Annotated in this window: 7 protein-coding genes; 2 read left to right on the top strand and 5 right to left on the bottom strand. The window is 42.3% G+C overall.

The genetic code is table 11. The annotated features are described in order from the left end of the window. Positions 1–70: 70 nt before the first annotated feature. The 3 genes from FG28_RS12065 to FG28_RS12055 are packed head-to-tail and all read right to left on the bottom strand — an operon-like array spanning position 71 to position 6805. Positions 71–2017, bottom strand: coding sequence for an OmpA family protein (locus FG28_RS12065; RefSeq protein ID WP_036383159.1), 1947 nt, complete (start codon positions 2015–2017; stop codon positions 71–73). An 11-nt stretch (positions 2018–2028) separates the two neighbouring features. Next, positions 2029–2979 carry a type IX secretion system membrane protein PorP/SprF gene (locus FG28_RS12060; RefSeq protein ID WP_036383157.1) on the bottom strand — a complete coding sequence of 317 codons (951 nt, stop codon included), beginning with the start codon at positions 2977–2979 and terminating at the stop codon, positions 2029–2031. Positions 2980–2992: 13 nt separating this feature from the next. Then, positions 2993–6805: a gliding motility-associated C-terminal domain-containing protein gene (locus tag FG28_RS12055; RefSeq protein ID WP_051947295.1), complete on the bottom strand. Its 3813-nt coding sequence runs from the start codon at positions 6803–6805 to the stop codon at positions 2993–2995. A gap of 404 nt (positions 6806–7209) precedes the next feature. Here FG28_RS12055 and FG28_RS12050 point away from each other — a divergent pair, with 404 nt between their 5' ends. Both FG28_RS12050 and FG28_RS12045 read left to right on the top strand, forming a co-directional pair. Then, a complete protein-coding gene (locus tag FG28_RS12050; protein WP_036383155.1) occupies positions 7210–8799 on the top strand; it encodes a peptide chain release factor 3 in 1590 nt (529 codons plus the stop codon). Positions 8800–8945: 146 nt separating this feature from the next. Further along, a complete protein-coding gene (locus FG28_RS12045) occupies positions 8946–9377 on the top strand; it encodes a hypothetical protein (protein WP_036383153.1) in 432 nt (143 codons plus the stop codon). A 47-nt stretch (positions 9378–9424) separates the two neighbouring features. Here the strand turns inward: FG28_RS12045 and FG28_RS12040 are convergent, their stop codons facing one another. Then, a complete protein-coding gene (locus FG28_RS12040; protein ID WP_036383151.1) occupies positions 9425–9742 on the bottom strand; it encodes a DUF3467 domain-containing protein in 318 nt (105 codons plus the stop codon). 68 nt (positions 9743–9810) lie between these two features. After that, positions 9811–14109, bottom strand: a complete 4299-nt coding sequence (gene rpoC / locus FG28_RS12035) for a DNA-directed RNA polymerase subunit beta' (protein WP_036383149.1) — start codon at positions 14107–14109, stop codon at positions 9811–9813. Positions 14110–14146 lie beyond the last annotated feature (37 nt).

Here is a 14146-nt window from a genome sequence, read left to right as displayed (position 1 = left end):
CATTATATCTGAGGGCTACTTGGCTCTAAAAGTCTCATTTTTAGATTTATGTTGGGCTAGAGTACTTTTTTTATTCAAATATGATAAACTCAGATCTGCGGTTCAACTGATGTTCTTCCTCTGAGCAGCGTACACCATTGAGACATTCGTTGACCAATCTAGTTTCACCAAATCCTTCTCCTTGAAGTCTATCTGGAGAAATTCCTTTGGAAATCATATAATTGACAGTAGATTCTGCCCGCATTTGAGACAACCAAAGGTTGTAAGCATCAACACCACGGCTATCTGTATGGGAGTTTACCTTTATTTTTAGGCTGGGGTATTTTTCCATCGCCACAATCACTTTCTGAATTTCTATTTCTGCATCTGGGCGTATGTTGTACTTGTTCAAATCGAAATAGATGGTACTCAATTGGAGCAATTTAGCCAAATCGTCCCCAAATCCACCGGTAACCACATCCCTTTCAAGATAAAAGTCGATGATTCTTGGTTTGCCATCCGATATATTTAGGTATTCCTCTGCTGGGACGTAACCGTCACGGGAGGCCCTAACGAAATTGCCTTTGGAACAATCCAACTGCAGAGTATAATTCCCCTTGGAATCTGTAATGGTAGAGGAAACCTCCTTGTTTTCCTCATCAATGACCATAACCGTAGCTCCGGGTAAAACCTCGTTGGATATACGATCCCTTACCGTACCAGTCACGTCTTGAATGCAATCCAAGACCAGGGGTTCGTTCTCCACAAATTCATAAATATCGTCCTCACCCATGCCACCTTCCCTGTTGGAAGAGAAATAGCCCTTCTTGGTTTCAGGATTAAAAATATAGGCAAAGTCGTCCAATGGGCTATTAATGGGTCGACCCACATTTACCACGGGTTGGTCAAAATCATCAAAGGCTATTTTGGTGGCGAAGACATCCAATCCTCCCAAACCTTGGTGCCCATCGGAAGAAAAATACAGCACTCCATCTTTTGTAATGGATGGGAAGGTCTCCCGTGCCATCGTATTGATGTTTTCACCCAAGTTAACAATTGGGCCATAGGTACCATCTCCTATAATTTCGGTCATGAAGATATCGGATTCCCCATAACTTCCCGGCATATCGGAAACAAAATACAGTCTTTTTCCATCTGGACTCAGCACAGGGTGCGCCACTGAATAGGAATCATTATTAAATGGAAGCTCGGTTACATTGGTCCATTCACCATCAATAAATTCTGCACTATAAATCTTTAGGCGGATGATTCCGCTTTCATCCTTGTATTTTTTTCCATCCAAAAAATTGTTTCTGGTAAAATACAGGGTTGACCCATCCTTGGTGACAGCTGTTGTAGATTCATGGAGACGCGTATTTACATCACCTTCCAATTTTACCACGCGATCATTGGATATACTGTCCACATTGACCTTGTAGAGGTCTAAAAAGTCTTTTGAGTTCCATGTATGCCGATAACGAGCTAGGTTACCCGTATCTCGATCTGAAGCAAAAATGAGTCCTTTTTCATAAAAAGAAGCTGCAAAATCCGAGTACCTACTGTTGTATGCAAAGGGCTTTACAGAATATCGGCCTGAATTGGCCTCGATTTTGGCCATGTAATCTTCATCAAAATCCCCTTTGGTGGAGGTGATTTCCCTGAATTTTTCCATCATTCGGGTGGCTTCGTCGTAATTTCCCAGTGATTTTAAACTTTGGGCATATCGAAAAATATAGTCAGGACTTATTTTATCCGGAAAATTCTCCTCAAGTCTTTTATAAATGTTGGCCGCCTCTTCATATTGGGCATTGAAATAATAGGAGTTACCAAGCCGTTTCAACAAATCGGAGGACACATAGCCCTTGTCCAAGACTTTTTTATAGATATCGATGGCCGGTCTAAAAGAATATTCCTCATATCGCTCATCTGCCTTTGCTTTTACCTTGGCCTGTCGCCGATCTGGAATACTGTCCTGTGCAAGCATGTTTGCCGCACAAACTGAAAACACAATAAGAAATATGAGTATTCTTCTTAACATCCTTAACTATATTAAAAGAATCTGGGTGATACCGTTCTTTGAAATGATTTTAACAACTCCAATCTCAGGAATATTTCAAACGAACCATCATTGAATTGAGTCCCTCCCAATTCGGTGGTCTCCCTGTCATAGGCCAAACCGATCATAAGCTGGTCGGTTATTTGAAAGCCTGCTAGGGCACTTACCGCAGCATCCCATCTGTACGCTGCACCAAAGCTAAACTTATCTGCAAACAGGAAATTGGCCGAAATGTCAACTTGCAGTGGCGCCCCCCCAACTGCTTTGGTCAGCAATGCGGGCTTAAACTTCAGGTCAGCTCCTATATCAAAGACATATCCTGTTATTAAATACAGGTTGATTTGCTGTGCCGACAGGAAATTTACCGAATTTGCATCACCGCCACTATTGTCAAAATATTCCGTTTCCAAAATGTTCGGCGCCGAGACCCCAACATAAAACTTGTCTGTATGATAGTATAGCCCCAAACCAAAGTTGGGCGTAAACCGGTTATCAATATTGTCTTGCTGCACCACCTCATTACCAAAATTTCGGAGTCCATTAAAGTCCAAGCTTATCATGTTCCCTCCCATTTTCAATCCAAAGGAAAGTTTTGCTTCCCTTGCAAATTCCAACGTATACGAGACTACAGCATCCAAATAGGTCTGTTGTACCACGCCATCACCAATATTGTCATTTACCACAGATACCCCATAGCCCAATCTGCTGTTTCGAATGGGGGAATGAAGGTTGAGGGTAAACGTTTCGGGAGCGCCATCAAGACCAACCCATTGTGATCGATATAGTCCTGCAAAACTCAATTGTCCTCTAGAGCCAGCATAGGCAGGATTGACCGTCAATGTATTAAACATGTACTGGGTGTACTGTGCATCCTGTTGGGCCACAAGCCCCTGAAATACAAATCCTATGAATAAAATTGGAATTAAAATGTGCTTCTTGATCATGCTACATCAATTGTTACCTGCTTATATATATGTATTCGGAATCTGTGAAACTGCCCCTTTCCGTAACGTATTCAAAAATATAAAAATATACCCCTGCCGGAAGGTAATTGTCATTTCCTACCGCTGATTTAGCTCTTGAACGGCCATCAAATACATTATTGATATTGTTATAGTCCTTGCCTTCATACACCGCTGTACCCCATCGGTTAAAAATCTTGAGGGTACTTGATTTTATTTTCTCTACCCCCCTAATGAAAAGGAAGTCGTTCTTTAAGTCTCCATTTGGTGTCACCAATTGGTTAACGGCAATGTCCTCTATTACAACGGTCACGGTAGCCGTATCACAATTATCTGGATTGGCTGCTTCACAAATGGTGTATTCAATGGTATATTCCCCATCTTCCAATCCGGGTGCGACTGTGATGCTTCCATCCGGATTTATAGTCAGATTGCCGGTAGGGGCCGAGGCCGAGGTCAATATCACATCAATAAGCGAAATTGGTTCTCCATTAAGGGTATCATTATCCAATACATCACTGCCTGAAATTGGCCCTCCAAGACTGTCCGAAGTGTATCCATCATCCATGGCGTCAATAATATTAATAGTACCGGGACCTACTTCCACAGTTACCGTAGCGGTATCGCAGTTGTCCACATTGGCGATTTCACAAATTGTATAGTCTATGGTATAAGTTCCCTCTGGTGTTCCAGGCGTTACGCTGACACTTCCATCTTCATTGATTGTCAACTCATTTGTAGCTGTAGAGGTAAGCAGTACATTTTCCAAGGTGACCGATTCACCATTCAACGTATCGTTGGAAAGTACATTGCTATCCGTAATTGCACCGCCGTTTCCATCCGCACTGTACGAATCGTCCACTGCATCAATCACATTGGCCATACCCGGCGTTACTTCCACAGTTACCGTAGCGGTATCACAATTATCCACATTGGCTATCTCGCAGATGGTATAGTCAATGGTATAAGTACCCTCAGGAGTATCTGGAGCAACACTTATAGTTCCATCTACATTGATTGTCAACTCGTTTGTAGCTGTAGAGGTAAGCAGTACATTTTCCAAGGTCACGGATTCTCCATTCAACGTATCATTGGAAAGTACATTGCTATCCGTAATTGCACCGCCGTTTCCATCAGCACTGTACGAATCGTCCACTGCATCAATCACATTGGCCATACCCGGCGTTACTTCCACAGTTACCGTAGCGGTATCACAATTATCCACATTGGCTATCTCGCAAATGGTATAATCAATTGTATAGATTCCCTCAGGAGTATCTGGGGCAACACTTATACTTCCATCTACATTGATTGTCAACCCATTTGTAGCTGTAGAGGTAAGCTGTACTTCTTCCAAAGTAACCAATTCTCCATTCAACGTATCATTGGACAACACATTGCCATCCAAAATCACCCCTCCATCTGAAGCTTCAATCAAATAGGAATCGTCAATTGCGTCTATTGCATTGGGCCCAACCTGTATGGTCACCGTTGCCGAAGCACAAACTGCTGGGTCAGGAATAACATTGCACACTTGATACACCACCGTAACCGTGGAATTGGATTCTGATTCGGTTGGCGTATAGGTCATAACACCGGTTTCTGCATCAAAGGAAACATTTCCTGTAGCGCTACCACCAATTCTTATCAACTCTGTTACACCAACATTGTTCCCATCATTGTTCGGTAAATAGTCATCATTCTCCAGAATATTTATGGCCACTTCTGTAAGTGCAGGCGTTGATCCGGAATCATCGACTGCTGTTGCTACAAGTGGATTGGGGTCGGTCCCATTTGGATTTCCATCATCATCGCAGTCCAGAGCTTCCCATTCAGCGGTAGGCGTTAAGGTAACACTCTCTGGTTTGTAATCACAAGGATCCAAAGGGTCGGTTTCATCGTCCACTTCATCCTCATTGGTGACACCGTCACCATCACAATCCGTATTCTTCCATTCCTCTGAAGGATCCACAGTTTGACTGCTCAAAATAAAATCACATGGATCTTGTGGGTCTGTTCCGTCATCCTCTTCGTCATCATCAGTAACTCCGTCACCGTCGGAATCTTTATCCTTTGGATCTAAATAATCCGGAGTGCCATCATCGTCGGTATCATCGTTGGTAGGGTCGCCGTTATCATCAGCATCCTCATCCGGAGTATCAATTCCATCACCATCATCATCAATATCGCGATAGTTAACATCTTCCGTTCCATCCCTATCCGGTAAATCTGTAGCTGGATTATCAATTTCATCATTCACATCAAAACCATCATTCACATCGCTACCTTCATAACCATCATCAAGACCATCACCATCTGTATCCATTCCCGTAAATTGCTGATCTGGAATACCGTCAAAATTAAAGTCGTTCCCTTCATTGTTATCAGGCACCCAATCATTATCGGTATCATCATCTAAGTAATCCGGAGTACCATCATTATCGGTATCTTCAAGATCAAGACCTGCATCACCATCTCCTTCGTAGGCATCATCGAGACCATCATTGTCAGAATCATTCCCTGTTGGTGGAACATAATCAAAAGTTGGCTGTGCCTCTACATTGTCTGGAATACCATCATTGTCGCTATCAATATCCAATCTGTCGGGATAACCATCGCCATCGCTGTCAATATCAACACTAAAATTGATGGTCTGTGGATCGATAAAGTTATCCAAACATCCAAACTCAATACCGGCTTGTCTGGCCACGGTTGTTGTAAAACTGTCGGTCACATCCGCCTGAATTCCAAAACGGAAAACAAACGAATCAATATTTATAAACTCAACGGCTACATTTACCGAAGGGTTTTGATTGGAAATGCCATCATATTCTTGGCTACCCCCATGAGTCAACAACCCACCGGAAGTATTTTGAACTGTTATTTCATTGTTCTGATCAATGGTATAATTGGCTGGAGTGTTGAAGCGGTTGTATTCTTGGTATCGTTCATTTCCATCTACATCGATGAAATTTGCTATTAATTCCTCTTGAATCACGGGATCATTAGTACCTGAATTGACCAATGTGATTCTAAAATCCACATAAGGCCTATTTTCTTCTGATGTTGTTGTAAAGAAAATTTCAGGCTTGAAAAATTGGGGATCAGTGGCATTCTGATCTAAAATCTCAATTTGCCCATTTACCACTTTTTCAATGACCACGAGCGCATCGAGTTCAGCAGTAACATTCTGATAGCGGTACATTGCACCCTCAGAGAGTTCATCCCCTGATTCCAAAATAGGTGTTGTGCCAAAATTAAGGTTGGGCACGGTGCTACAGTCATAATCCGTACTCAGGACACTGGATTCATTTTGATCAAGTATGCCATCATTGTCCGAGTCAATATCCAAATAATCCTGTATTTGATCTTTGTCAGTATCGATTGGAATTATGCCCTCACCTGCACCGGGAGAAGACTCATAACTATCATCAAGTCCATTACCATCCACATCTACACCTGATGGCAAATTGAACGAAAATGGGCCTTGAGCCTCATAATTATCGAACAAACCATCGTTATCCGAATCAATATCCAAGTGGTTGAGGATTCCATCTCCGTCAGCATCATCCAGACCTTCAACAGTGTCTAGTATACCGTCATTGTCATCATCAATATCCACGACATCGGGCACACCATCTCCATCCGTATCAACATCCGTATACACCAGAAATGTGTGCTTGGCGAAAATTGCTTTACCAGAAGTTTCAAGTGGTAAAGCAGGAGCGGAATATATGGGCAATCCCAAAATTGAAAGAAACCATACCAATAGGCTCTTTCTAAAATTCAAGAAAGTAATTTTTTCCATAAATGATAAGTTTTGGTCAACTAATCACCATGGCCAGCAGTTCTCGTAAGTGTAAGAAAATTGGGGATTTTCTTGTTAAAATAGTGCCACACTATGTATTATGACACCTTAGAATAATAATGGTCACATAATTAATGCTTTTGTAGCTAATCGCCTATTTTAATCGACAAAAAGCGTATTACGCATTATTAGTTACCACATTACTTCCAATACCGGGTTCTCATAAGAAATTTGCTTTTTGCAATCTTCTAAGAAACGGCAGCAAAGGCGAAAAGTACTTTACTTTTTTGTTTTACACCCTCATACTTCTCTCATTTTTTTCCAACGATATCAACAATCATCTATCTTGTAACAAATGGGTGACATAAGTTATATTTCCCCTATTTTTGCCGAAATTTTTGTCGATGGATTTTGAAAGGGAAATAGCAAGACGCAGGACTTTTGGGATTATCTCACACCCGGATGCAGGTAAAACCACCTTGACCGAAAAACTCCTCTTGTTTGGAGGAGCCATACAAGAGGCAGGGGCCGTAAAAAGCAACAAAATAAAAAAGTCCGCTACCAGTGATTTTATGGAAATTGAACGCCAAAGGGGAATTTCCGTGGCCACATCTGTCTTGGCTTTTATGTATAAAGACAAGAAAATCAACATTTTGGACACTCCTGGCCACAAGGACTTTGCCGAAGATACCTTTAGGACATTGACTGCTGTGGACAGTGTTATTGTGGTGATTGACGTGGCGAAAGGTGTGGAGGAACAAACCGAAAAATTGGTGGAAGTCTGCCGTATGCGAAACATCCCCATGATTGTGTTCATCAACAAATTGGACCGAGAGGGAAAGGATGCTTTTGACCTTTTGGATGAGGTAGAACAGAAATTGGGCCTGACCGTAACCCCTTTAAGCTTTCCCATCGGCATGGGTTATGATTTTAAGGGCATCTACAATATTTATGAGAAAAACATCAATCTTTTTAGCGGAAACAGTAAAAAGAACATCGAAGAAACCATTGCCTTTGATGATATTGATAGTCCAGAACTAGAAAAAATTATTGGAACAGAGGCCGCCGAAAATCTTAGGGACAATCTGGAACTGGTGAACTGTGTTTACCCTGATTTTGATAAAGAAGCCTATTTGAAAGGGGAACTACAGCCCGTTTTCTTTGGTTCGGCTTTGAACAACTTTGGGGTACGTGAACTTTTGGATTGTTTTGTGGAGATTGCCCCAGCACCAAGACCCAAAAAGGCAGAAGAACGTTTGGTCAAAGCCAATGAAAAAGAGTTTTCTGGCTTTGTTTTTAAAATCCATGCCAATATGGATCCCAAGCATCGTGATCGTTTGGCCTTTGTGAAAGTGGTCTCAGGCACTTTTGAACGAAACACTCCTTATTTGCATGTAAGACAGGGCAAAAAACTTAAGTTCTCCAGTCCCAATGCATTTTTTGCCGAAAAGAAAGAGATTGTGGACGTTTCCTATCCCGGCGACATTGTTGGGCTTCACGATACCGGAAACTTTAAGATCGGGGATACATTGACCGGAGGAGAAGAATTGCATTATAAAGGTATTCCAAGTTTCTCACCAGAACATTTTAGGTACATCAACAATGCAGACCCCATGAAAGCCAAGCAACTATATAAAGGTATAGACCAGCTCATGGACGAGGGTGTGGCCCAGTTGTTTACGCTGGAAATGAACGGTAGAAAGATAATCGGAACTGTAGGAGCTCTTCAATATGAAGTCATCCAATACCGATTGGAGCACGAATACGGGGCCAAATGCACTTATGAAAATTTCCCGGTGCACAAAGCTTGCTGGGTGGAACCTGAAGATCCAAAAAATGAAGAGTTCCAAGAATTTAAACGCGTAAAACAAAAGTTTTTGGCAACGGACAAGAAAGGTCAGTTGGTATTCTTGGCCGATTCACCATTCTCATTGCAAATGACCCAGCAAAAATATCCTTCAGTGAAGCTACACTATACTTCGGAGTTTGAATAAAGGTTGATTCCAAGCTTTTCCAGCAACTTCCCAGCTCACTTTGTAAAAGTTATTTGAACCCATATTCTTCTGAAAATGAATTCTTTGGAAGAGATGTATGTCATTTTTTTGTACTTTGTAGAGGATAACCAATAAATAAAAGAATTATGAATACATCTGCAAAACCGCCTGTTTGGTTCTGGGTGGTTAGCGTTATCGCGCTTCTATGGAATTTAATGGGTGTTTTTAACTATCTCAATCAAGCTTTTAACCAAGTAGCTATTTTAGAAAGTATGGACCAAGCCCAACGTGAAGCTTTTGAAGGTATTCCAGCTTGGGCCACTGCAGCCTTTGCCCTTGCAGTTTTCACAGGATTAATTGGCTCAATTGGGCTTTTGCTATGCAAGAAATGGGCTAAGCCTCTTTTTATTGTTTCATTGATAACCGCCGTGGCGCAGTTCATCCATTGGCTTTTTATTTCTGGCGCGGTTGAAGCATTTGGGCCATCTACCTATACCATGCCCATTATTGTAGTGATTATAGGAATCTATCTGATTTTCTTTTCAAAACAGGGCATTCAAAAAGGTTGGTTGAAATGATACCTCATAAAATAAAAAGGCCCTGATTTAAAAATCAGGGCCTTTTTTTATGCTTCTCCTGTTGGTCCAAAATTCAACGGAATAGAAGGTTGTTCGTAATCTTGAATGGGACCATGTGCCTGTTCAAAACGGGCCACATTGTCGCTCAATGCCTTTAAGAACTTTTTGGCATGTTGTGGCGTCAACACAATTCTGCTTTTCACCTTTGCCTTGGGAGCACCGGGCATCATGCTAATAAAATCAACCACAAACTCTGATGCAGAGTGGTTGATAATTGCCAAATTGGAATAAATCCCTTCTGCGGTCTTCTCATCCAACTCTATATTGATTTGCTTTTGTTTTTGATCTTGCTTGTTGTCAGCCATGATACTTACGTTTCAAAATAATAAAAGAAAACCCTGACGGTGAGGCCAGGGTTTTGCTTATTTTATAATTAGAACTTAAATTCCTCTTTTCGGGCCATGATTTCATCGTACTCCTCTTTGGATCCTACGATGATGCTATCATAATCCCTCATACCGGTACCGGCAGGAATCTTGTGTCCAACAATTACATTCTCCTTCAATCCTTCCAGTGTATCTACTTTACCGCTTACGGCAGCTTCGTTCAACACTTTGGTGGTTTCCTGGAACGATGCAGCAGAGATAAATGATTTGGTCTGCAACGACGCTCTTGTAATACCTTGCAGGATTGGAGTAGCCGTAGCGGCAACCGCATCCCTTGCCGTTACCAAGGTCTTGTCCTCTCTTCGTAGAATAGAGTTCTCATCCCTCAATTCACGGGCGGTAATAATCTGTCCTGGCTTCAATCTTTCTGAATCTCCGGCTTCTTCAACAACTTTTTTACCGTAGATTTCATCGTTCTCATTGATAAAGTCGTCTTTGTGCACCAATTGATTTTCCAAGAAAGTGGTATCTCCAGAATCCTCGATTTTTACCTTACGCATCATTTGACGTACCACAACTTCAAAGTGTTTATCATTGATTTTCACACCTTGCAAACGGTACACCTCTTGAACCTCGTTCACCAAATACTGCTGAACAGCAGATGGTCCTTTGATTGCCAAGATATCCTCTGGCGTAATAGAACCATCTGACAATGGCATACCAGCGCGAACGTAGTCGTTCTCCTGCACCAAAATCTGGTTGGAAAGTTTCACCAAGTACTTCTTCACCTCACCGGTTTTGGATTCGATGATGATTTCTCGGTTACCTCTCTTGATCTTACCGAAGGAAACCACACCATCAATTTCAGAAACAACAGCTGGGTTGGATGGGTTACGAGCCTCGAACAACTCGGTTACCCTTGGAAGACCACCTGTAATATCTCCTGCTTTGGCTGATTTACGTGGTATTTTCACCAAAATCTTACCTTCCTTAATTTTCTCCCCGTCGTCCACCATCAAGTGGGAGCCAACTGGCAAGTTATAAGAACGTAGAGTTTCTCCTTTACCGTCCTTGATCAACAGGGTTGGAATCAATTTCTTGTTTCTTGATTCAGAAATTACTTTTTCTTGGAAACCGGTTTGCTCATCGATTTCAACCTGATAGGTAACCCCTTGCTCAATATTTTCATAGGCTATTTGCCCTGTGAACTCAGAAACAATGACACCGTTGTACGGATCCCATTGACAAATCAAGGTTCCTTTACTGATCTTAGCGCCATTCTTAATGAACAATTGGGAACCATAAGGAATGTTATTGGTGCTCAATGTTATTCCTGTTTTGGCATCCACAATCTTGATTTCAGAGGTTCGGGAAATAACGATGTTGGTTTTTCCACCTTCACTGTTTTCTCCTTCAACCAATCGTAGATCCTCGATTTCGGCTATACCATCAAATTTGGATTCCAATTTATTGTCTTCGGAAATGTTTCCTGCAATACCACCCACGTGGAAGGTACGCAAGGTCAACTGTGTACCGGGCTCACCAATGGATTGTGCAGCAACAACACCAACAGCTTCTCCTCGCTGCACCATTTTATTGGTGGCCAAGTTCCTACCGTAGCATTTTGCACAGATTCCCTGAGGCGCCTCACACGTTAAGGCGGATCGTACTTCAACTTTCTCAATTGGAGCGGCTTCAACACGTTTTACATCAGCTTCAGAGATTTCTTGACCAGCTTTAAGAACCAATTCCTCTGTCAACGGATTATAGACATCATGCAATGAAACCCTACCTAAGATTCGCTCTCCAAGGGATTCAACAATTTCTTCGTTCTTCTTCAATGGTTCAACTTCAATTCCTCGAAGTGTACCACAGTCCTCAATATTGATAATTACATCTTGGGAAACATCCACCAAACGACGGGTCAAGTATCCAGCATCCGCAGTTTTCAAAGCGGTATCCGCAAGACCTTTACGCGCACCGTGGGTAGAGATAAAGTATTCCAAAATGGACAACCCTTCCTTAAAGTTCGAAAGAATCGGGTTTTCAATAATTTCACCACCACCTGCAGTGGATTTCTTAGGCTTAGCCATCAATCCACGCATACCGGTCAACTGACGAATCTGCTCTTTGGAACCCCTCGCGCCAGAATCCAACATCATATACACCGAGTTGAATCCTTGTTTATCCTCGCGAATTCGCTTCATGGCCAATTCGGTCAACATAGCGTTGGTTGAAGTCCAAACATCAATAACCTGGTTATATCGCTCGTTATTGGTGATAAGACCCATGTTATAGTTCATCATAATACCATCAACCTGCTCATTTGCATCATTGATCATATCTTGTTTTTCCGCTGGAATGATGATATCTCCCAAACTGAAGGACAACCCTCCTTTAAAGGCGAAATCATATCCCATGGACTTGATTTTATCCAAGAATTCAGCCGTGGTGGGAACATCGGTAACAGCAAGAATGTCCCCGATAATGTTTCGAAGGGCTTTCTTGTTCAATACTTGATTGATGAACCCTGCTTGTTCTGGCACAACCGTGTTGAACAATACACGACCTACTGTGGTCTCAATAATTTGATTGACCAATTCACCGGCTTCGTTAAAGTCCTTCGCCCTAACTTTGATACCTGCGTTCAACGCAACCTTCCGCTCGTTAAAGGCAATCTCCACTTCTTCCGAAGAATAGAAAGTAAGTCCTTCACCCAATACAGGCTCTTCTTTGGTGGACTTCTTCTCCTTGGTCATATAATACAATCCCAAAACCATGTCCTGGGAAGGTACGGTAATCGGAGAACCGTTGGCTGGGTTAAGGATGTTCTGAGAAGCCAACATCAACAGTTGCGCTTCCAAAATGGCCTCTGGTCCCAATGGCAAGTGAACTGCCATCTGGTCCCCATCAAAATCCGCGTTAAATGCGGTACAGGCCAATGGGTGCAAACGAATCGCCTTACCTTCAATAAGTTTAGGCTGGAACGCTTGGATACCCAATCGGTGCAATGTGGGGGCCCGGTTCAACAATACAGGGTGTCCTTTAAGGACATTTTCAAGGATATCCCAAACTACAGGCTCCTTTTTGTCAATAATCTTCTTGGCAGATTTAACGGTCTTTACAATACCTCTTTCAATCAACTTACGGATGATGAAAGGCTTGTAAAGTTCGGCTGCCATATCTTTTGGAAGACCACATTCATACAATTTCATTTCCGGTCCAACAACGATTACGGAACGCGCAGAGTAATCCACACGTTTACCCAAAAGGTTTTGACGGAAACGACCTTGTTTCCCTTTCAAGGAATCTGAAAGGGATTTTAAGGGTCTGTTCGATTCAGTTTTAACCGCAGAGGCTTTTCTTGTGTTATCAAAAAGAGAATCCACAGCTTCCTGAAGCATACGTTTTTCGTTCCTCAAAATCACCTCTGGCGCCTTGATTTCCATCAAACGCTTCAAACGGTTATTACGAATGATTACCCTACGGTACAAGTCGTTCAAATCCGAAGTGGCGAAACGACCACCATCCAATGGCACCAATGGGCGCAATTCTGGTGGAATCACCGGAATCACCTTCATGATCATCCACTCAGGGTTGTTTTCCCTGTTTCCTTGGGATTCCCGCAAGGCCTCAACAACTTGAAGACGTTTCAAGGCCTCGGTTTTACGCTGCTTTGATGTCTCTGTATTGGCTTTGTGACGAAGTTCGTATGACAATTGTTCCAAATCGATTCGGGACAATAGGTCAATCAAACATTCGGCGCCCATTTTAGCAATGAACTTATTGGGGTCATTATCCTCCAAATATTGATTTTCCGAAGGAAGGGACTCCAAGATGTTCAAATATTCCTCTTCGGTCAAGAAATCCATTTTTTGGATCTCTTCACCTTCTGGACCTTTGGCATTACCAGGCTGGATGACCACATACCTTTCGTAGTAAATGATCATATCCAACTTTTTGGAAGGCAATCCCAAAAGGTATCCTATTTTGTTTGGCAGTGAACGGAAGTACCAGATATGCGCCACGGGAACCACCAAGTTGATGTGCCCCACACGGTCTCTACGTACTTTTTTCTCCGTTACTTCAACACCACAACGGTCACAAACGATACCACGATAACGGATACGCTTATACTTTCCACAGGCACATTCGTAATCCTTAACAGGACCGAAGATACGCTCGCAGAACAATCCATCACGCTCTGGTTTGTGCGTTCTATAGTTAATAGTTTCAGGCTTCAATACCTCGCCACGGGACTCGGCCAAGATTGACTCTGGCGAGGCCAATCCTATGGAAATTTTATTGAACCTTTTTGGTGCGTTATTATCTTTTATTCTAGCCATAACAATATGGTGATGATATAATTAATGTAAATAGTGT

The sequence above is a fragment of the Muricauda sp. MAR_2010_75 genome (genome assembly GCF_000745185.1).
GTDB lineage: Bacteria > Bacteroidota > Bacteroidia > Flavobacteriales > Flavobacteriaceae > Flagellimonas.
Note: the sequence above shows the minus strand (reverse complement) of the source record. Positions and strands in the feature narration are given on the sequence as shown.

Coding starts and splice junctions, on each gene's coding strand:
- FG28_RS12050 (WP_036383155.1), top strand. CDS start 7,210: ATGGATTTTGAAAGGGAAATAGCAAGACGCAGGACTTTTGGGATTATC.
- FG28_RS12040 (WP_036383151.1), bottom strand. CDS start 9,742: ATGGCTGACAACAAGCAAGATCAAAAACAAAAGCAAATCAATATAGAG.
- FG28_RS12045 (WP_036383153.1), top strand. CDS start 8,946: ATGAATACATCTGCAAAACCGCCTGTTTGGTTCTGGGTGGTTAGCGTT.
- rpoC (WP_036383149.1), bottom strand. CDS start 14,109: ATGGCTAGAATAAAAGATAATAACGCACCAAAAAGGTTCAATAAAATT.
- FG28_RS12055 (WP_051947295.1), bottom strand. CDS start 6,805: ATGGAAAAAATTACTTTCTTGAATTTTAGAAAGAGCCTATTGGTATGG.
- FG28_RS12065 (WP_036383159.1), bottom strand. CDS start 2,017: ATGTTAAGAAGAATACTCATATTTCTTATTGTGTTTTCAGTTTGTGCG.
- FG28_RS12060 (WP_036383157.1), bottom strand. CDS start 2,979: ATGATCAAGAAGCACATTTTAATTCCAATTTTATTCATAGGATTTGTA.